General features: G+C 65.6%; 16 protein-coding genes, 1 pseudogene and 1 riboswitch. Of the genes and pseudogenes, 8 read left to right on the top strand and 9 right to left on the bottom strand.

Features of this window, described 5'->3' with window-relative positions; all coding sequences use genetic code 11:
• From GOOTI_RS21965 to GOOTI_RS21955, 3 genes are all read left to right on the top strand, one after another.
• The coding region (locus tag GOOTI_RS21965; protein WP_007240804.1) for a biotin/lipoyl-containing protein at window positions 1–793 on the top strand (793 nt) is incomplete at its 5' end.
• Window positions 794–865: 72 nt separating this feature from the next.
• Window positions 866–1,234 carry a GNAT family N-acetyltransferase gene (locus tag GOOTI_RS21960; RefSeq protein ID WP_007240803.1) on the top strand — a complete coding sequence of 123 codons (369 nt, stop codon included), beginning with the start codon at window positions 866–868 and terminating at the stop codon, window positions 1,232–1,234.
• A gap of 77 nt (window positions 1,235–1,311) precedes the next feature.
• On the top strand, window positions 1,312–2,181 hold the full coding sequence (locus GOOTI_RS21955) for a 3-hydroxyacyl-CoA dehydrogenase (RefSeq protein WP_007240802.1): 870 nt from the start codon (window positions 1,312–1,314) through the stop codon (window positions 2,179–2,181).
• Window positions 2,182–2,188: 7 nt separating this feature from the next.
• Here the strand turns inward: GOOTI_RS21955 and GOOTI_RS21950 are convergent, their stop codons facing one another.
• On the bottom strand, window positions 2,189–2,716 hold the full coding sequence (locus GOOTI_RS21950; RefSeq protein ID WP_007240801.1) for a nucleotidyltransferase family protein: 528 nt from the start codon (window positions 2,714–2,716) through the stop codon (window positions 2,189–2,191).
• Between the two features lie 239 nt (window positions 2,717–2,955).
• Between GOOTI_RS21950 and GOOTI_RS21945 the strand changes: the two are divergent.
• From GOOTI_RS21945 to uraH, 3 genes and pseudogenes are all read left to right on the top strand, one after another.
• Window positions 2,956–4,940, top strand: a pseudogene (locus GOOTI_RS21945) (solute carrier family 23 protein).
• 9 nt (window positions 4,941–4,949) lie between these two features.
• Window positions 4,950–5,471: a 2-oxo-4-hydroxy-4-carboxy-5-ureidoimidazoline decarboxylase gene (gene uraD, locus GOOTI_RS21940; RefSeq protein ID WP_007240798.1), complete on the top strand. Its 522-nt coding sequence runs from the start codon at window positions 4,950–4,952 to the stop codon at window positions 5,469–5,471.
• Window positions 5,472–5,603: 132 nt separating this feature from the next.
• A complete protein-coding gene (gene uraH / locus GOOTI_RS21935; RefSeq protein WP_007240797.1) occupies window positions 5,604–5,930 on the top strand; it encodes a hydroxyisourate hydrolase in 327 nt (108 codons plus the stop codon).
• A 4-nt stretch (window positions 5,931–5,934) separates the two neighbouring features.
• Here uraH and GOOTI_RS21930 read toward each other — a convergent pair whose 3' ends face one another.
• The 4 genes from GOOTI_RS21930 to GOOTI_RS21915 form a co-directional block, all read right to left on the bottom strand.
• Complete coding sequence (locus tag GOOTI_RS21930; protein WP_007240796.1) at window positions 5,935–6,801, bottom strand: helix-turn-helix transcriptional regulator; 867 nt, start codon at window positions 6,799–6,801, stop codon at window positions 5,935–5,937.
• Window positions 6,798–7,346: a type 1 glutamine amidotransferase domain-containing protein gene (locus GOOTI_RS21925; protein ID WP_007240795.1), complete on the bottom strand. Its 549-nt coding sequence runs from the start codon at window positions 7,344–7,346 to the stop codon at window positions 6,798–6,800. Before GOOTI_RS21925 ends, GOOTI_RS21930 begins: the two co-directional genes overlap by 4 nt.
• A gap of 12 nt (window positions 7,347–7,358) precedes the next feature.
• Complete coding sequence (locus GOOTI_RS21920) at window positions 7,359–8,210, bottom strand: SDR family oxidoreductase (protein WP_007240794.1); 852 nt, start codon at window positions 8,208–8,210, stop codon at window positions 7,359–7,361.
• A gap of 67 nt (window positions 8,211–8,277) precedes the next feature.
• Window positions 8,278–8,688, bottom strand: coding sequence for a GlcG/HbpS family heme-binding protein (locus tag GOOTI_RS21915; RefSeq protein WP_007240793.1), 411 nt, complete (start codon window positions 8,686–8,688; stop codon window positions 8,278–8,280).
• Between the two features lie 222 nt (window positions 8,689–8,910).
• Window positions 8,911–9,109: riboswitch (cobalamin riboswitch) on the top strand.
• 139 nt (window positions 9,110–9,248) lie between these two features.
• On the opposite strand from GOOTI_RS21915, the gene metE reads away from it, so the two are divergent.
• Together metE and GOOTI_RS21905 are read left to right on the top strand one after the other, a co-directional pair.
• Window positions 9,249–11,573, top strand: coding sequence for a 5-methyltetrahydropteroyltriglutamate--homocysteine S-methyltransferase (gene metE, locus GOOTI_RS21910; protein WP_007240792.1), 2,325 nt, complete (start codon window positions 9,249–9,251; stop codon window positions 11,571–11,573).
• Window positions 11,574–11,746: 173 nt separating this feature from the next.
• The gene (locus tag GOOTI_RS21905) at window positions 11,747–12,379 is read left to right on the top strand and encodes a nucleoside/nucleotide kinase family protein (protein ID WP_007240791.1); all 633 of its coding nucleotides are present in this window, start codon (window positions 11,747–11,749) and stop codon (window positions 12,377–12,379) included.
• A 105-nt stretch (window positions 12,380–12,484) separates the two neighbouring features.
• On the opposite strand, the gene GOOTI_RS21900 is transcribed toward GOOTI_RS21905, so the two are convergent.
• The 4 genes from GOOTI_RS21900 to prpD form a co-directional block, all read right to left on the bottom strand.
• A complete protein-coding gene (locus GOOTI_RS21900) occupies window positions 12,485–15,874 on the bottom strand; it encodes a pyruvate carboxylase (protein ID WP_007240790.1) in 3,390 nt (1,129 codons plus the stop codon).
• Window positions 15,875–16,004: 130 nt separating this feature from the next.
• Window positions 16,005–17,132, bottom strand: coding sequence for a bifunctional 2-methylcitrate synthase/citrate synthase (locus tag GOOTI_RS21895; RefSeq protein ID WP_007240789.1), 1,128 nt, complete (start codon window positions 17,130–17,132; stop codon window positions 16,005–16,007).
• Window positions 17,129–18,079 (bottom strand): methylisocitrate lyase, encoded by a 951-nt coding sequence (gene prpB / locus GOOTI_RS21890; protein WP_007240788.1) that lies wholly within the window; start codon window positions 18,077–18,079, stop codon window positions 17,129–17,131. Before prpB ends, GOOTI_RS21895 begins: the two co-directional genes overlap by 4 nt.
• The gene (prpD, locus tag GOOTI_RS21885; protein WP_007240787.1) at window positions 18,079–19,590 is read right to left on the bottom strand and encodes a 2-methylcitrate dehydratase PrpD; all 1,512 of its coding nucleotides are present in this window, start codon (window positions 19,588–19,590) and stop codon (window positions 18,079–18,081) included. Before prpD ends, prpB begins: the two co-directional genes overlap by 1 nt.
• Window positions 19,591–19,629: the final 39 nt, after the last annotated feature.

Here is a 19,629-nt window from a genome sequence, read left to right as displayed (position 1 = left end):
CCACTCCATCGAGTTCCGTATCAACGGCGAGGACCCCGGCCGCAACTTCCTCCCCGCCCCCGGCCCGATCACCGTCTACAAGGAGCCGTCGGGCCCCGGCGTGCGCGTCGACTCCGGCGTGGAGCAGGGCGACGTCATCGGCGGGCAGTTCGATTCGATGCTCGCCAAACTGATCGTCACCGGTGAGAACCGCGAGCAGGCACTCGAGCGTGCCCGCCGCGCACTCGACGAGTTCGAGGTCGAGGGTCTCGCGACGGTTCTCCCCTTCGATCGACACATCGTGTCGAACCCGGCGTTCATCGGTCACACCGACGAGAACGGCGTCGAGACGTTCGACGTCTACACCAAGTGGATCGAGACCGATTGGGACAATCCGATCGAGCCGTACACCGGCGGTGAGGCCATCGAGGACGACGACTCGGCCCCGCGCCAGAACGTCGTCGTCGAGGTCGGTGGCCGTCGGGTCGAGGTCTCGCTGCCCGGCGATCTCGCGATCGGCGGAGCGGCGTCGGCGGGCGGCGTCGTCCGCAAGAAGCCCAAGCCGCGCACACGCACCAAGGGCGCAGGCGCTGCCGCTTCCGGCGACTCGGTTGCCGCACCGATGCAGGGCACCGTGGTCAAGATCGCCGTCGAGGAAGGCCAGGAGGTTTCCGCGGGAGACCTCGTCGTGGTGCTCGAGGCGATGAAGATGGAGAACCCGGTCACCGCGCACAAGGACGGCGTCGTGACCGGCCTCGCGATCGAGGCCGGCGCGGCCGTGACCCAGGGAACAGTGCTGCTCGAAATCAAGTGACCCTCAGATAATTGGCAGTCGTCGTCGGGCCCGACCACACGGTCGGGCCCGACGCGTTGTCGAGGAGCCCCGATGGAACCCGTCGAGATCAATGCCGGCACCTGGTATCTGCGCGGACTGCGTACCGATGACCGGATATCGGACGCACCGGCACTTTGCGAACTAGGCATCACCGAGCCCGAAGACTATGTCAGACAGTCGGATTCGGCGTGGGCTGACGAGACGTCGTTCACCTGGGCCATCTGTGAGCCGACAACCGGCGAGCTCGTGGCGCTGATCGGGGTCACGGCCACGGACGGCACCGCCCAACTGTGGGACAGCGCACGCAGCGGCTTCGACGACGCCGTCGTCACCGCGCGCGGTCCGGTGTGCCGCTTCGTGGTCGGAGCGCTCGGACTGCCGATGCCCACACTTCTCGGCGACAGCTCCGCACCGGAGTAGGTTGGCTGTGGGAGGATCTTCGCCCGTCGGGGGCGGACACGTTGTGGTCGGGCATTCGACGACGATGGAGGCGCACGATGGCAGATTTCCAGAAGGTCACAGTCCTCGGAGCCGGTGTACTCGGCTCCCAGATCGCATTCCAGACCGCGTACAAGGGTTTTGATGTCACGTCCTACGACATCAACCAGAAGGCACTCGATGCCGCGGCGAAACGGTACGACGACCTCGTCGAGACGTACAAGAACGAGGTGCCAGGTGCCGCGGACGGTGCCGCCGACGAGGCACGCAAGCGCATCACGCTGACCGACGATCTCGCCAAGGCGGCCGACGCCGACCTCATCATCGAAGCGGTTCCCGAAGTCCTCGAACTCAAACAGGACACCTACCGCAAACTCAACGAACTCGCCCCGAAGGACACCATCTTCGCGACCAACTCGTCGTCGTTGCTCCCCAGCGACCTCGAATCCTCCACGGGGCGCCCGGATCGCTTTCTGGCGCTGCACTTCGCCAATCGGGTCTGGCAATTCAACACCGCGGAGATCATGGGCACCAAGGACACCGATCCCGCGGTCTACGACAAGGTGGTGCAGTTCGCCTCCGACATCGGCATGGTGCCCATCCAAATCCACAAGGAGAAGGCCGGGTACGTCCTCAACTCGCTGTTGATCCCGTTCCTCAATGCGGCACTCGAACTGGCAGCAGGCGGCTACGCCGAACCCGAGGACGTGGACAAGACGTGGCGTATCGCGACCGGCGCTCCACTCGGCCCCTTCCAGATCTACGACGTCGTCGGGCTGATGACCCCGTACAACATCCTGATGAACGGCGACCAGGGCAATCGTCATCTCGGCGCCTGGCTCAAGCAGAACTACATCGACAAGGGCAAACTCGGTATGGCCAGCGGCGAGGGGTTCTACACCTACCCGAAGTCCGATCAGCCGGCCTGACGCCGGGTCACGGCTCGTCTCGGTCGAGTCCCGACGCCAGGTCGCCACACTCGACCATCTCGACGATGTCGGCGTGCGCGCGCAGATATGCCGCCGCGCCGACATCTCCGTGCAGCGACACCATCACGTCGCGCAGATGTTCGGCGCCGAGATAGACCGGGTGTCGGGGGGCTCCCCCGTATGTGGCACGCACGAGGGCGCCTCGTCGACGCGCCGCGCGCGCCAACACACGTCGCACGACAGCGGCCGACACGTCGGGCATGTCAACAACATGTAAAACCACACCGGCCAGATCGTCTCGCTCGAGCGCCTCACCGAGGACTCTCCGCACGCTTGCCGACAGTCCTGACTCCCAGTCGGCGACGATGATCGACGTCGCGCCATCGGGCGCTTCCACGACCGCGGCACCCATCGCCACGAGCACCTCGTCGCACCCGCCGGCACGCAACGCCGAGACGGAGGCTCTCACCCACTCCCCCTGAGCGGCAAGGATTTTCGGCATTCCGTAGCGACTGCCCGCACCTGCGGCGAGCACCGCTCCGACGACCTTTCCCGGTGTAGAACGGCCACTACGTCCGGCGTCAGCCGACTCCGCGATGTCCACGGGAGCCGATGGTAGCGCTGCGTCGAATCCATCCGTGTTAACCCCGCTGAAACATGATCGCGCCGCTGCGCGAGATCGCCCTCGGGGGTTCACTATCTATCTGCCGGTCGCGTGCTCGTCTGCGGTCGGCCCACATCTGTGCGCGGAGCACCATCTCGTTGGAGGCGAACATGACAACCGAGGCGACACCGGCGTCCACGCCGGCGAAGAAGCGAAAGCGCGTACACCCCGTCGACCAGGTTCCGCCACCCGGCAAACTCGTCGCCCTCGGCGCACAGCACGTCGTCGCGTTCTACGCCGGTGCCGTTCTGGTCCCGTTGCTGATCGCGCGCGCCATCGGGCTCGACTCCGACGCGCTGACGATGCTCATCACCGCAGACCTCTTCACCTGTGGCATCGCCTCATTGCTGCAGTCCGTCGGCATCTGGAAGATCGGGGTACGCCTGCCGTTGCTGCAGGCATCACCTTCGCCACGCTCGCACCTGTCATCCAGATCGCCAACCAGAACGGCGGCGGACGCGTCGGCCTGCAGACGGTCTACGGCGCGGTGATCGCAGCCGGCATCGCGACCTTTCTCATCGCTCCGTTCTTCGCCAAACTCATCCGCTTCCTGCCGCCGGTGGTGACGGGCACACTGATCACCATCATCGGCGTCTGCCTGATTCCTGTCGGCGCGGGCGACGCAGTCACCAACCCGCACGAGCACCTCCACGACAACGCGAACTGGAAATGGGTCTGCTACGCGCTCGGTACCATCCTGCTCATCGTGTTGATGCAGCGATTCTTCCGTGGCTTCATGGCAACGATCGCGGTGCTGATGGGCCTCGTGGTCGCCACGTTCATCGCCTGGCTGTGCGGCGACGCGTCCTTCGGCATCGTCGGCGAAGCCGGCTGGTTCGGCTTCACCCCGCCGTTCGCCTTCGGCGCTCCCAGGTGGGATCTCGTGGCGATCGTGTCGATGATCGTCGTGCTGTTGGTCGTCGCGGTGGAATCGACGGGTTCGATCTTCGCCACCGGTGAGATCGTCGGCAAGCGCATCAAGAAGGAAGACGTCGCCGCAGCCGTACGCGCCGACGGCGTGGCCACCATCTTCGGCGGCATCTTCAATTCGTTCCCCTACACCGCGTTCTCCGAGAACGTGGGCCTGGTGCGCCTGACCGGGGTCAAGAGCCGCTGGGTGGTTGCCTGCGCAGGCGTCATCATGATCATTCTCGGCTGCCTGCCCAAACTCGCGAAGGTGGTCGAGTCCATCCCCGCACCGATCCTCGGTGGCGCAGCTCTCATCATGTTCGCGACCGTGGCCATCGTCGGAATCCAGACCCTCACATCGGTCGACTTCACCGACCATCGCAACCTGATCATCGCGGCCACGTCGCTGGCCGTCGCGCTCTACGTGCAGTTCTCGCAGTCGGCGACCCCGACCACCGACATCGAAAAGGGCGGCGCGCACGTCGACGTCCCCGCGTTGCCCGGTGTCGATCAGGCGATGCCCAACATGATCCTGCAGATACCGTTCTCGACGGGCATCACGATGGGTGCGATCACCGCGATCCTGCTGAACCTGTTGTTCTTCCACGTCGGACGTCGCGGCCCGGCCGTCGCGGGACGCGGCGCCATCACCCTCGACGCCGTCAACAAGATGACCTACGTCGAATTCAGTCAGACCTTCGGTGGCCTGGTGCAGAACGTCGACTGGGTGGTCGAACGCGCCTACGAGCAGCGCCCCTTCGAGGACGTCCACGATCTGCGCAGCGCCTTCCAGGAGGCCATGCTGACCGGCAGCGACGAGGAACAGTTGCAGCTCATCCGCGCATTCCCCGACCTCGGCGCGGAAGACGAGACCGGCGAGCTGACAGCCGTCGACCACAAGGGCCTGTCCCACCTCGAGGAGACCGAGCACGAGAACGTCGTCGACCTCGCCAAGGCGTACAAGGACCACTTCGGCTTCCCGTTGGTCATCGACGCGCAAGAGGCCGAACGCTACGACCGCGTGCTGCGCAACGGTTGGGCTCGCATGGACAACTCCGAGACCTCGGAGAAGTCCTTCGCGCTCATCGAGATCGCGAAGATCGCCAACCACCGGTTCGACGATCTCGTGGCCGACGCCAACCCGCTGACCTCGGCTCGCTTCAGCCGCCAGCCAGAGCTCTCGTAGGCTGACCGCGTGCGACGAGTGGATTGGCGTGGTCTGCCCAGTTTCAACGAGCTGTCCGAGCGACAGGCGATCAGCACGCTCTACGAGTGCTGCAGTTCATCGATCTGGGCGTTGCGCGTCGCCAAGGCGCGCCCGTTCGTCGACGACGAGGCACTTCTCGAATACGCCGATCTGATACTCGCCGAACTGACCGAGACCGACCTCGACGAGGCACTGGCGGGGCACCCCCGCATCGGAGACCGACCCGACAACGCCTCGTCGAGTCGGGAACAGTCGGGAGTGACCGGCGCCGACCCCGCAGTACTCGCCGAGCTCAAGCAGCTCAACAAGGAGTACGAGGAGAAGTTCGGACACGTCTACCTGGTGTTCGCCAATGGACGGCCCGCCGAGGAACTGCTCGCAATCCTCAAGGAGCGCATGCGCAACGACGCCCCGACCGAGCGTCGGGTCCTGCGCATGGAGCTGGCGAAGATCAATCGCAGTCGGCTGCAACGGATGCTGACACCCGCCGTCGAATTCGTCGACGACTGATCGCACATCGCGCTGCCCGGAGCCCTCAAACGCCGCCCGATTCGGCAGACGCCGTCGGTGCACCAACCGCGTCCGCCGACTCGAGCTGCGTTCACGGCAAAGAACTCACCACATACCCACTAGGCTGAATCCATGACCGGACTGTCCACACACGTCCTCGACGCCGTCAGCGGTGCTCCCGCGGTCGGGATGTCGGTGATCCTGCGCGACGTCGACGGCGAACAACTCGCCTCGGGCACCACCAACAGCGACGGCCGCATCCCGCAGGTCAACACCGACCCACTCGCGCCGGGCACCTACCATCTGGTCTTCGCGACCGTAGACTGGTTCGGCGCGAACGGGATCGTCGGCTTCTTCCCGCAGATCGACATCTGTTTCACCATCGACGATCCGAATCGGCACTATCACGTACCGGTGCTGTTGAGTCCGTACTCGTACTCCACCTACCGCGGTAGCTGAGTACTCACCGTTCGTCGTGCCGGTAGACCACGAGCGACAATTCGTCACAACCGCGTACCTGCAGCGTCGTGAAGTGGCAGCCGACGACGCCCTCTCCCGGCACGCGCAGTCGCCACCGCCCCGACCTCTTGTCGTGCGGCTCATAGCGGTTCCAGATGTAGCGAAATGCCTTGCTGGACCGCCACAACCGGTCGATCAACGCTCGATGTTCCGCCGACGCAGGTCGCGTCGCGAGATTCAGATGAGCCAAGCCGACCACCTCGTAGGCCTTGGCCGTCCAGTCCACATACACCGATCTGCTGATCGGATCGTCGAAGATGTACTCCAGCAACGAGACCGGTTGAAGCGGCCACTCGGACGAGTCCCGGTCGGGGAACAGGACGGCCGCAGTCGCCTTGTCGACGGCGGTAAGCATCAACTCGTCGGTGAGAAGGTGCAGCATCACGGTGTCGAAGAGTCGGGTGCCGATGGCCAGCAGATCCGCCTCGGCATCGGCGAGCGCCTCGCTCGTCGCCATCGGCTCACCCGACGGTTCCGCGGTGAGTGCCAACAGATACCTGCGGTCGAGGTCGCTCAGACGAAGAGCGTCGGCGATGGAACCGACGACCGCGCGGGAGGGGTGTGCCACCTTGCCCTGCTCGAACTTGGTGTAGTAGTCCATGCTCACGCCTGCGGCCCAGGCGATCTCCTCGCGTCGCAGCCCCGCAACCCGGCGGTCGGTGGTGGCGTTGTAGACAGGCCAGGAGGGATCGGGCGCCAACTGTGCACGTCGATTCCGAAGGAACCCGGACGTCGCGGTGGCGCGGTAGTCGGCCGTGACAGAGCGCGACGACGCGCCCTCCGCGTCGTCGTTCTCCCGGCCTTCGCTCATGCGAGTTGCGCGTCGATCGCGGCGGTGAACTCCGAGAGGTCGTCCGGGGTGCGCGACGTGATCAGCGTGAACCCGTTGGTGTCGTCACTCACCACCGACTCGTCCACCCAGTTGCCGCCGGCGTTGTTCACATCGGTTCGCAACGACGAATACGACGTCAGGGTTTTGCCGACGAGCAATCCGGTTTCGACGATCAGCCACGGTCCGTGGCAGATCGCGGCGACTGGCTTACCCGCATCGGCAAAACTGCGCACCACACTCTGCGCCGTCGCATCGGTGCGCAGTGTGTCGGCGTTGAGTGTGCCCCCGGGCACCACGAGGACGTCGTAGTCGGCGGGATCGACGTCGGCGATCGCGGTATCAGCGGCAACGGTTGCGCCCGGATCCTTGTCGCCCACCAATGTCTGTACGTCGTCGCCGTCCACCGTCGCGACGGTGACGGCGACGCCTTCCTCCCGCAGATGATCACGGGGGACGAGGAGTTCGTCGCGCTCGACGCCATACGACGTGGCGATGATCAGTGCCTTCTTGTCGGAGAGAGCCATGATTCGATCCTTTCAGGAATTGCCGTCGACCGGCGTGTACGGGGAGATGTCGTAGGCGGTCTGGACCAGTTCGGGACGTTTACCGTCGTTGAGCGTGCGATCCCACTGCGCCTGTGTCTGTGCCTTGATGTCGTCGACCGTGTGCGCGGGCAACACGTGTCGGTAGTCGGTGTCGGTACCGGTGAGGACGTCGATCGTCACGGTGATGACCTCCTCCGGGTCGAACTGCTCGTGCGGAAAGGCCAGCTTGCTGTAGTCGTAGAGTCGCGTCGACGGGTCGTCGACCCACGACTTCCACTCCTCGAACATCGTGTCGTTGAATCCGGTGAGGAACGGTCCGGGATTGATGGTGGCAACCGTGACTCCGTACTCGGCGAGTTCCTGATCCAACGCATCGGCAAACGCTTCGACGGCGTGCTTCGAGCCCGCGTACGCACCGGTGAACGGGTCGACGGTGAGTCCTGCGACCGACGACATGAATACGATCTTGCCGCCACCCTTGGCCACCATCCGCTTGGCGATCGGCTGCGTCAGCAGGATCGGGCCGAAGACGTTCACCTCGAACTGCCTGCGGAGATTCTCGGCGGGAATGTCGACCGACGAACCGCCCTCGGAGATGCCCGCGTTGTTCAACAGCACGTCGACGTCCCACTGTGCAGCCTTCCGGCGATCCCCCTCATCGGTGACGTCGAGCTTCTCGACACGCAGTTCGACGCCGCGCTTCTTCGCCTCCGCGCGCAGCACGTTCACCTGCGCGATGATCTCGACACCGGCGATCACGTCGTGTCCCTGCTCCGCCATGCGTAGCGCGACCTCTTTTCCGAAGCCGCTTCCGGCACCGGTGATCAGATACGTCGTACTCATCACTTCTCTCCTTCATCGTCGATGACCGGCGGACCGGTCGTCATGTCACACGCCGCTGGATTGCGGCTCACAGTGCGGCCGACGCCTCACGGGCGACCGTCGTGTCCTGTTCACGGGAGCCGCCGCTGACACCGACAGCTCCCACCACCATGCCGTCGACGATCAGTGGGATGCCGCCCGCGAAAACCAGGACGCGGCCGTGACCACTCAACGCCATGCCCCAGAACTGTTCTCCTGGAAGCGAATCGGCGGCGAGATCGCCTGTTGGCGACTGGAAGAACACTGCGGTGTGCGCCTTGTCGATCGAGTGCTCGATACTTCCGAGCTGGGCGTCGTCCATCCGAACGTGAGCGACCAGGTTCCCGCCGTTGTCGACGACGGCGATGTTGCTCGGCGAGCCGATCCGTTCGGCCGCGGCGATCCCCGCGTCGATCATGCGTCGTGCGTCGGAGAGTCCGACCGTTGTCAAACTTCGCACTGCTGCCTCCTCAACTCATTGATCGGAGTGCGCCGCTGTCACTGTTCGAGCGCGTATCACCCACGCTAGGCAGACCCCCGACGCCGTGCCTGGTTCTGTCGGAACCAGGCGGGTCGGCAGCGACGGGGAATCGCCTCGACGTCGCCCTGCGCTATGCTGCACCCGCAGCTGGTTCGCCCGCCGGGAGTCGCGATGGAGCCCCTCCGTCCCGCGCGCGGCGTCGAATCCGTTCGTCGCGCAGCTGCGCGACCTCGGGTGAGAGGGAATCCGGTGAGAATCCGGAGCTGTCCCGCAGCGGTATGTCGGAACGACCGCCGTCACACGCACTGGGCGCATGCCCGGGAAGCGACGGCCAGTAGGAACATCGCCGATGGCGAGAGTGCCGACAAGCCCGAAGACCTGCCTCCTGTACCGGTCGCGCCGCGACCGGTGGCTCACCGCCTCGTGGACCGGGCGCAGGTCGATCAGCGTTTTGTGATGCCCGCGCATCACTCGGGGCTCGTCGACTCTCCCTGCATGGCGGTGAACCATCCGTATCGAATGCAGGAGTTCACGAACTCATGTCCATCAGCACTCCCGGCACCTCACCCGCCGGCCACACCTCGGGGCCCGTGGCCGCCCCGTTCACCACCACCGTTCCCGGTGCACCCCGTATCGGCCCGCGACGCGAGCTCAAGCGGGCGATCGAGGGCTACTGGGCCGGGCGCGTCAGCGCCACCGATCTGGAGCAGACGGCCGCCGACCTGCGACGGGATACCTCAGCACAGTTGGTCGCCGCCGGTTTCGACTCGATCCCGATCAACACCTTCTCCTACTACGACCAGATCCTCGACACCGCTGTGCTCGTGGGTGCCCTACCCGCCCGGTACGACGGCATCGCCGATCCGCTCGACCGCTACTTCGCCGCGGCTCGGGGTACCGGCGAGATCGCACCGCTGGAGATGACGAAGTGGTTCGACACCAATTACCACTACCTCGTCCCCGAGATCGGACCCGACACGACGTTCACGTGCTACCCCGACAAGGTGCTCGCCGAGGTCTCCGAGGCGCACGCGCAAGGGGTCGACGCCCGTCCCGTCGTCATCGGACCGATCACCTTCCTCGCCCTGTCGAAGCCCGTCGACGGCGCTGCGGCACCGCTGTCGCGGATCGACGACGCTGTCGCCGTGTATGTCGAGTTGCTCCGCAGGCTCGCGCAGGCCGGTGTGGGCTGGGTCCAGATCGACGAGCCTGTCCTCGTCACCGATTACGCCGACGACCTCCCCGCCCTCGCCGGCGCTGTGTACTCGACGCTCGCCGACGCCACGAGCCGTCCCGCGATCTTCGTCAACACCTACTTCGGCGATCCCGGGGATTCTCTTGCGGCACTGGCACGTACACCGGTCGAGGCGATCGGTGTCGACCTGGTGGAGGGTTCTGTCGACACCGTCGTCTCGGTACCCGAACTCGCCGACAAACTACTCGTCGCCGGTGTGGTGAACAGACGCAACATCTGGCGGACAGATCTCGACAAGGCGCTCGCCACACTCGGGACATTGCTGGGATCGGCACGGGCGCTTGCGGTCTCGACGTCATGCTCCACTCTGCACGTCCCCTACACCCTCGACGCCGAGACCGGAATCGACGACGATCTGCGCGGCTGGTTGGCGTTCGCGGCACAGAAGTACGACGAGGTCGGGGTGCTCTCCCGCGCGCTACGCAGCGGCCGTGAGTCCGAGGCCGCCGCCTTCGACGCGTCGTCGGCAGCACTGGCGACACGCGAGTCGGATCCCCGCGTCCACGTCGCCGCCGTGCAGGAACGGTTGGCAGCCATCACCGACGACGACGTGACACGCGGTGACGCGACCGAGCGGATCGCCACACAGAATGCGCGCCTGGGCCTCCCGACGCTACCGACGACCACTATCGGCTCCTATCCGCAGACCTCGGCGATCCGTCTCGCGCGGGCAGCACTGCGGTCCGGCGAGATCGACACCGCCGAGTACGAGCGGCGGATGCGCGCCGAGATCGACGACGTCATCGCGTTGCAGGAGAAGATCGGGCTCGACGTGCTCGTGCACGGCGAACCCGAGCGCAACGACATGGTGCAGTACTTCGCCGAACAACTCGACGGCTTCTTCGCCACAGCGAACGGCTGGGTGCAGTCCTACGGCACCCGCTGCGTTCGCCCGCCGATCCTGTACGGCGACGTGGTGCGCACACATCCGATGACCGTCGACTGGATCACCTATGCACAGTCGCTGACGAACAAGCCGGTCAAGGGCATGCTGACGGGACCGGTGACGATTCTGGCGTGGTCGTTCGTTCGCGACGACCAGCCGTTGTCGGTGTCCGCCGACCAGATCGCACTCGCCATCCGTGACGAGACGGTAGATCTGGAGAATGCCGGGATCCACATCATCCAGGTCGATGAGCCTGCACTGCGGGAACTGCTGCCACTGCGTGACGCCGACAAGAGGGCATACCTCGACTGGGCCGTGCGGGCGTTCCGGTTGGCCACGTCGGGCGTGTCCGACACGTCGCAGATCCACACGCACCTCTGCTACTCGGAGTTCGGCGAGGTCATCGATGCGATCGCAGACCTCGACGCGGACGTCACATCCATCGAAGCCGCCCGCTCGGCGATGGAAGCGCTCGACGACCTCAACGAAGTAGGTTTCTCCAACGGGGTCGGCCCGGGCGTATACGACATCCATTCACCGCGCGTCCCGGGTACGGCGGAGATCGAGAAGTCGCTCCGCGCAGCACTCACTGCCGTTGGGCCACAACGTCTCTGGGTGAACCCCGACTGTGGGCTCAAGACGCGAGCAACGCCCGAGGTCATCGCGTCGCTGACCAACCTGGTCACCGCCGCCGCGACGGTGCGCGGCGACGTCGAGGACTGATAATGCGCTGAATCCGCCCCCGATCCGTCGGGGGCGGATTCTGCGCGCCGATACGGAACGTCACCACGATTCGCCGGTCACCCCGGACGTCGAACTGCAACGTCCACATCGTCGATTCGTACTGGCGGCAAAACCGCCCACTTCCCGACGGTGCCACCCGTATCGTCTGGGTCATGGTCATCGACGCGCTGGTCCGCGAGATCCTCGACCTCGCGACCAGCCGCTCCCGAGTGGTCGTCGGCTTCACCGGCCCGCCAGGAGCGGGTAAGACCACCGTTGCCCGACGAGCTACGCGCGAACTCGCGGAGCGGGTCGGCGATGCTCACGTGGGTTATCTACCGATGGACGGCTTCCACCTCGCGACTCCGATGCTGCGTCTCCTGCACCGCGTCGACCGCCGCGGCGCTGAGGACACCTTTGACGTCGACGGATTCGTCGCGACGCTCCGTCGAGCTGCCACGCCGGGAACCGAGGTGTACACACCCGATTTCGACCACACTCTCGGCGAACCGATCGCAGCGGCGTCGCTCATCGCCACCACAGCGACAATCGTTGTGGTCGAGGGCAACTACCTCGGGTTCGGTGGCGCGTGGGCGCCTGTTCGCGGCATGCTCGACCAGCTCTGGTTCGTAGACCTTCCCGATGCGATCAGACAGCAACGACTCCTCGCCCGGCATGTGGCGACAGGACGGAGCGTCGACGATGCACTCGAATGGATCAGAACAGTCGACGACCCGAACGCCGCCCTGATCCGAACGACCCGTGACCGCTGCGACGGCACACTGGACTCGACAGTGATCGAGTGACCTGCCGATCTGATCCGTATGACCACTGGCCCGCACAACCGGGCTCTGCGTCATACGGATCTACGCCCGGCCGACATCTCGTCCGGATCAACAGGCCGTTGCGCGTCAACCGATCTCGATGAGCAGATCCCCCGGCGCGACCTGCTGCACCTGCGAGACCGCGACGCGCGCGACCTTGCCGCCGACCGGCGCGGTGATGGTCGCTTCCATCTTCATCGCCTCGATCGTGCCGATCGCCGCGCCCGCCGCGACCTCGTCGCCGACACCCACCGACAGCGAGACCACGCCCGCGAAGGGTGCACCCACGTGATTCGGGTTGGCCCGATCGGCCCGCTCAGCGGCAGCGACCTTGGAGTCGACGGAGCGATCACGCACCGCAACCGGACGCAACTGCCCGTTGAGCACGCACATCACCGTACGCATGCCCTTCTCGTCGGCTTCGCTGATCGCCTCGAGTCCGATGAGGAGCTCGACGCCCGGTTCGAGTTCGACGCGGTGCTCGTCGCCGTAGCGCAGCCCGTAGAAGAACTGGTTCGCCGACAACCGCGAGGTGTCGCCGTAGGTCTCCTGATGCTCCTCGAATTCTCTTGTCGGGCCGGGGAACAACAGCCTGTTGAGCGTTTCCTGGCGGCCGCGCCCCGCGATGTCGAGAGCCGCGGAGTCGGCGCTGGACAACTCTTCGACCGGTCGCGGTGCCGTGCGACCGGCGAGCGCTCGTGTTCGCAGCGGTTCGGGCCAGCCACCGGCGGGTTCGCCCAATTCGCCGCGGAGGAAACCGATCACCGAGTCGGGGATGTCGTAGGAACCGGGGTTGGCCGCGAAGTCTGCAGGTGCGATGCCCTGACCGACCAACGCGAGTGCCAGGTCACCGACGACCTTCGACGACGGCGTCACCTTGATGAGCCGTCCGAGCATCGCGTCCGCGGCGGCGTACGCCTCCTCGACGGCTTCGAAGCGGTTACCGAGCCCGAGCGCGATGGCCTGCTGACGCAGATTCGACAGCTGCCCGCCCGGGATCTCGTGCGAGTACACCCGGCCGGTCGGTGCGGGAACACCGGATTCGAAGGGGGCGTAAACCTTTCGCACGGCCTCCCAGTACGGTTCCAGATCGCAGACCGCGCCGAGGTCGAGGCCGGTGTCGCGCTCGGTGTGTGCGAAAACGGCGACGATCGCCGACAGCGGCGGCTGGCTGGTGGTACCTGCCAGCGGCGCCGACGCGCCGTCCACGGCGTCGGCACCGGCGTCGACCGCAGCGAGGTAGGTGGCCAACTGGCCGCCCGCCGTGTCGTGGGTGTGGACGTGGATCGGCAGATCGAACTCGCGCCGCAACGCCGACACCAGCAGTTCCGCCGCCGGTGCGCGCAGCAGGCCTGCCATGTCCTTGATGGCCAACACATGTGCGCCCGCGTCGACGATCTGCGCCGCCAGCCGCAGGTAGTAGTCGAGGGTGTAGAGCTTCTCGTCGGGGTTCGCGAGATCGCCGGTGTAGCTCATCGCCACCTCCGCGACGGCACGATCGGTCTCCAGCACGGCGTCGATCGCAGGCCGCATCGCGTCAATGTTGTTGAGCGCGTCGAAGATACGGAAGATGTCGATGCCGACGTCGGTGGCCTCGGCCACGAATGCCGTCGTGACCTTCTGCGGATACGGCGTGTAACCGACGGTGTTGGCGCCACGTAGCAACATCTGCAGGCAGATGTTGGGCATCGCCTCACGCAACTGCGCCAACCGATCCCACGGATCTTCCTTGAGGAACCGCAGTGCGACGTCGTAGGTGGCACCACCCCAGCACTCGACCGACAACAGCTCCGGCGTCATGGCCGCCACGTACGGTGCGACCGCGAGCATTCCGCTGGTCCGTACCCGTGTCGCCAACAGGGACTGGTGAGCGTCACGGAACGTGGTGTCGGTGACCCCGACGGCCGACCGCTGACGCAGATCACGAGCGAAACCGGTGGGGCCCAACGCCAGCAGACGTTGACGAGACCCGTCCGGCGGGGAAAGCAGGCGGGAGCGGTCGACGACGGGGAGCTTGTCGCGCGGATACACGGTGCTCGGACGCTCTCCATGCGGCTTGTTCACCGTGACGTCGGCGAGATACGACAGGATTCGCGTACCCCGGTCGGCTGATCCACGCGAGGTCAACAGCCACGGACGATCCTCGATGAACGACGTCGTCACGCGTCCTGCGGCGAAGTCCGGATCGTCGAGAACCGCCTGCAGGAACGGGATGTTGGTGGCGACCCCGCGGATGCGGAACTCCGCCAGCGCACGACGAGCGCGTCGTACCGCGGTGTCGAAGTCACGCCCCCGACAACTGAGCTTGACCAACATGGAATCGAAATGCCCGCTGATCTCGCCGCCGAGCACCGCGCTGCCGTCCAGACGGATACCGGCACCGCCCGGTGTGCGATAAGCTGTGATCCGTCCTACGTCGGGCCGGAATCCGTCGGCGGGGTCCTCGGTCGTGATGCGACACTGCAGGGCAGCGCCCCGAATCGAGATCGATTCCTGGTCGAGGCCCAACTCCTGCAGTGACTGTCCCGAGGCGACCCGCATCTGGGCGCCGACGAGATCGACGTCGGTGATCTCCTCGGTCACCGTGTGCTCCACCTGGATGCGCGGATTCATCTCGATGAAGACGTGGTTACCCTGCTCATCGACAAGGAACTCGACGGTTCCCGCGCAGGAGTAGCCGATCTGCCGCGCGAACGCCACGGCATCTGCGCAGATACGTTCGCGCAGTTGCGGATCCAGATTCGGCGCCGGTGCCAACTCGACGACCTTCTGATGCCGCCGCTGCACACTGCAGTCACGCTCGAACAGATGGATGACGTTGCCCCGGGTGTCGGCGAGGATCTGCACCTCGATGTGCCGCGGATTGATCACCGCCTGTTCGAGGAAGACCGTCGGATCACCGAACGCCGTGTCGGCCTCCCGCGATGCCGCTGAGATCGCTTCGGCCAGATCCTCACGCCTGGCCACGCGGCGCATGCCGCGGCCGCCACCACCGGCGACCGCCTTGACGAACAGCGGGAACGTCATGTCCGCGCTGGCCGCGACCAACTCGTCGACATCGGCCGAGGGCTCCGACGATGCCAACACCGGCAGGCCCGCATCCCTCGCCGCCGCGACGGCTTGCGCCTTGTTGCCCGTCAGCTCCAGAACATGAGCAGGTGGTCCGACGAAGGTGATGTCGTGTTCGGCACACGCCGCGGCCAACTCGGCGTTCTCGGACAGGAACCCGTAACCCGGATAGACAGCGTCGGCGCCCGAATGCAGCGCGGCTCCGATGATCTCGTCGACCGATAGGTACGCCCGTACCGGATGCCCGGGTACCCCGATCTGATACGACTCGTCGGCCTTCAAGCGGTGCAGTGAATTGCGATCCTCATACGGGAAGACCGCGACGGTGCCCGCACCGAGTTCGTATGCAGCGCGAAACGCTCGGATCGCGATCTCACCGCGATTGGCAACCAGGACTTTCTCAAACATCTCGGGTCACAACTTCCATTCGTCGAGGTCACACCGTCAAGGCCGTGTGTGGCCGTGACCCGCAACGGGTCCGGTAACAATCGTCGCGGTCCAACATATCCTAAAGTGAGGTCGTTGCCTCACTTTTGTCTCACGATGTGAGCTCGCGCTGCGCTGGACCGGTGTATCCGCTCAGCGGGCGAATCAACGCGTTCGACGCAGCTTGTTCCATGATGTGCGCAGTCCACCCCGTGATGCGGCTCATCACGAATATCGGGGTGAACGACCCGATGTCGAATCCCATCAGGTGGTAGGCGGGTCCGGTCGGAAAGTCGAGGTTGGGCAGGATTCCGGTTCGGTCGGCCATGAGGTGCTCGAGTTCTCCGTAGATCCGCACCCACCGGTCATCGCCGAGATGCTCGGACACCTCCACGAGCGCGTCGCGCATCGTCGGGACCCGCGAGTCCCCATTCTTGTACACGCGGTGACCGAACCCCATCACCTTGTCCTTGTTCGCGAGCTTGCCCTCGAGCCAGCCTCGTGCACGCTCAGGGCGATCGATCTCGATCATGTCGTACATGACGGCCTCATTGGCGCCGCCGTGCAGTGACCCCTTCAGTGCGCCGATGGCCGCGGTGACCGCGCTGTAGATGTCCGACTGCGTCGAGGTCACCACGCGGGCCGCGAAGGTCGAGGCATTGAAGCTGTGCTCGGCGTAGAGCACCATCGACTTCTCGAATGCCCGAACGATGACCGGATCGGGAAGCTCGCCGAAGCACATCGTCAGAAAGTTCTCGGCGTAGCCGAGCGCGTGATGTGGTCCGATCGGGTCGAGGCCACGTCGTCGACGCATGTCCGCGGCGACGATCGTCGGCAGTACGGCGAACATCCGCAGCGATTTGTCGAAGTTTGCAGTCGGATTGGCGTCGTCCTCGTCCGGGTCTTCGGTGCCGAGATAGCTGATCGCCGTCCGTACGACGTCCATCGGGTGGCAGTTCTCCGGGATTCGGGCGAGAACGGCCTGGGTCGAACGGTCGAGCCGACGGCTCGCACGCTCCCGCTGGGTGAACGCTGCCAACTCGTTGTCGGTCGGCAGCTCACCGTGCCACAGGAGGTAGGCGACCTGTTCGAAACTGCAGTGCGCAGCCAAATCCTGCACCGCGTATCCACGGTAGGTCAACGAGTTGGTCTCGGGGACCACCTTGGAGATCGCGGTGGTGTCGACGACGACGCCTGCCAGCCCTTTGTGAATGGTCTGGTCAACCGATGGTGCGCTCATGACATTGTCTCCGTGGTTGTCTCGCCGGGCAGTCGGAAGGTGAAGAGTTCGGAATCGAAGTCGTTGTAGTCGGCGTAGCGGAGCAGCTCGTACAGGCGGCTGCGATGCTGCATGCCGTCGAGAAGACCGACTTGCGTTCCCGCCGTTGCCAATTCGCGCAGTCCTGCTTCGACTGCACCCATCGCGATCCGCAGCGTGGTGACGGGATAGATGACGGCGTTGTATCCGACATCGGAAAGCTGACGGGCGGTGAGGAGTTCGGACTTGCCGAACTCGGTCATGTTGGCCAGCAACGGAACGTCCACCGCGGCGCGAAACGCCTCGAACTCCGACAGATCGCGCAGCGCCTCGGTGAAGATCAGATCGGCACCGGCGTCGGCGTAGGCCCTGGCGCGGTCGATCGCGGCGTCGAGTCCCTCGATCGCCCGTGCGTCGGTGCGCGCACAGATCACGAAGTTCTCGTCACGGCGCGCCGTCACGGCCGCGGCGAGACGCTTGAGCATGTCCGCCGTGGGCACGACGTCCTTGCCGTCGAGGTGGCCGCACCGCTTCGGGTTGACCTGATCCTCGAGGTGGCATCCGGACAACCCCGCGTCCTCGAGCGCTGCGACCGTCCGCGCCGCGCTCATCGGTTCACCGAAGCCGGTGTCGGCGTCGACGAGAGTGGGCAGATCCGTCGCACGTGCGATCTGCCCGCCCCGGTCAGCCACCTCGCTGAGGGTGGTCAGTCCGATGTCGGGCAGTCCGATATCTGCCGACAGGACGGCACCCGAGACGTAGACACCCTCGAAACCCACATCGGCAATGAGCTTGGCCGCCAGCGGTGAGAACGCGCCCGGCCACCGCTGCAGTTCGCCGCAGGCGAGACCGGTTCGCAGTGCGCGACGTTTGTCGGATGCCGACACCGCCGAGGAGAACAATCCTGCTGTCGTGTTGGTCGCGGACATCAGAAGATCCCCGACCCGATGGTGGGCGCCTTGTCGAGAACCACGGGCAGCACTCTGGGAACCAGGGCGTCGAGCCCATCCGAGCCGAGCTCGGCGAGCCCCCGGGCTGCGGTCAGGAAGCGCTGCTGGTCGGCTACGTCGATGACGCCGTCGGCCATGGTGGCGAACTTCGCTTCGTACTGCGCACGCGCGAAGGGACGCGCACCGAGCGGATGGGCGTCGGCGACGGCGAGTTCGTCGGTGATCACCTCGCCGCTGCGCAGCGTGACGACCGCCTTGGCGCCGAACGCCTTCTCGGCAGGGTCGGTCGAGTGGTAGCGCCGCGTCCACTCCGGGTCTTCGACGGTGGAGATCTTGCGCCACAGTTCGATGGTGTCGGGACGGTTGGCGCGCTCCGGCGCATACGAGGACTCGTGGTGCCAGGTGCCGTCCTGCAGCGCCACGGCGAAGATGTACATGACCGAGTGGTCGAGCGTTTCCCGGCTCGCGGAGGGATCGAATTTCTGCGGGTCGTTCGAGCCGGTGCCGATCACCACGTGGGTGTGGTGACTGGTGTGCAGCACGATCGATTCGATGTCGTCGATATTCGCGATCCGCTCGCGCATTCGGCGCGCGAGGTCGATCGGCGCCTGACTCTGGTATTCGGCCGAGTGCTCCTTGGTGTAGCTGTCGAGGATCGCGCGCTTGGCCTCGCCGGGACCGGGTAGCGGGATCTCGTAGACCTTGTCGGCTCCACCGAGCATCCACGCGATCACACCGTCCTCGCCCTCCCAGATCGGTGCGGGCGAGCCCTCCCCGCGCATCGCCCGGTCCACGGCCTCGATGGCGATCTTCCCCGCGTGGGCCGGCGCGTACGCCTTCCAACTCGAGATCAGTCCCTTTCGGGACTGTCGGGTGGCGGTGGTGAGGTGCAGCGCCTGACCGACCGCCTGGTAGATGGTCTCGGCGTCGAGGTGCAGCATGGTACCCAGTCCCGCGGCGACCGAAGGTCCGAGATGGGCGACGTGGTCGATCTTGTGCTCGTGCAACGACATTCCGCGGACGAGGTCGATCTGGATCTCGTATGCGGTGGCCAGGCCGCGGATCAGATCGGCGCCGGTCGCGCCCACATGCTGGGCGACAGCGACCAGCGGTGGGATGTTGTCGCCGGGATGTGAGTACTCCGCTGCCAGGAACGTGTCGTGGAAGTCGAGCTCACGAACGGCGACTCCATTGGCCCACGCGGCCCACTCGGGCGAGTACGAACCCCCGACCCCGAACACCCCGGCACCGTTCTTTCGGGCTGCCGGTGGGTGAGCGAGTGCTTGCGCACGCGCGGTTGTCACGGGTCGTCGGATCACCGACGCCGCGCTGACCGCAGCGTTGTCGATGATGCGGTTGATCACCATGTCCGTCGTGTCGACCGGTACCTCGACCGGGTCGGCGGCAACCTCGGCGATCTTCTGAGCGAGGTGCTCAGACTGTGGAAAAGTCTCCGCGCTGCGATGGGTACGCACGTTGTGAATGATCATGTTCGCACCGTACGCAGAAGGGGTTCACCCTCGAAAGTG

This window comes from Gordonia otitidis NBRC 100426, assembly GCF_000248075.1.
In the GTDB taxonomy this organism is placed as follows: domain Bacteria; phylum Actinomycetota; class Actinomycetes; order Mycobacteriales; family Mycobacteriaceae; genus Gordonia; species Gordonia otitidis.
The sequence above is the reverse complement of the archived record's forward strand: the minus strand, read 5'-3'. Positions and strand labels throughout refer to the sequence as shown.

Coding starts and splice junctions, on each gene's coding strand:
- GOOTI_RS21960 (WP_007240803.1), top strand. CDS start 866: ATGGAACCCGTCGAGATCAATGCCGGCACCTGGTATCTGCGCGGACTG.
- GOOTI_RS21955 (WP_007240802.1), top strand. CDS start 1,312: ATGGCAGATTTCCAGAAGGTCACAGTCCTCGGAGCCGGTGTACTCGGC.
- uraH (WP_007240797.1), top strand. CDS start 5,604: ATGACCGGACTGTCCACACACGTCCTCGACGCCGTCAGCGGTGCTCCC.
- GOOTI_RS21930 (WP_007240796.1), bottom strand. CDS start 6,801: ATGAGCGAAGGCCGGGAGAACGACGACGCGGAGGGCGCGTCGTCGCGC.
- GOOTI_RS21925 (WP_007240795.1), bottom strand. CDS start 7,346: ATGGCTCTCTCCGACAAGAAGGCACTGATCATCGCCACGTCGTATGGC.
- GOOTI_RS21920 (WP_007240794.1), bottom strand. CDS start 8,210: ATGAGTACGACGTATCTGATCACCGGTGCCGGAAGCGGCTTCGGAAAA.
- metE (WP_007240792.1), top strand. CDS start 9,249: ATGTCCATCAGCACTCCCGGCACCTCACCCGCCGGCCACACCTCGGGG.
- GOOTI_RS21905 (WP_007240791.1), top strand. CDS start 11,747: ATGGTCATCGACGCGCTGGTCCGCGAGATCCTCGACCTCGCGACCAGC.
- GOOTI_RS21900 (WP_007240790.1), bottom strand. CDS start 15,874: ATGTTTGAGAAAGTCCTGGTTGCCAATCGCGGTGAGATCGCGATCCGA.
- GOOTI_RS21895 (WP_007240789.1), bottom strand. CDS start 17,132: ATGAGCGCACCATCGGTTGACCAGACCATTCACAAAGGGCTGGCAGGC.
- prpB (WP_007240788.1), bottom strand. CDS start 18,079: ATGTCCGCGACCAACACGACAGCAGGATTGTTCTCCTCGGCGGTGTCG.
- prpD (WP_007240787.1), bottom strand. CDS start 19,590: ATGATCATTCACAACGTGCGTACCCATCGCAGCGCGGAGACTTTTCCA.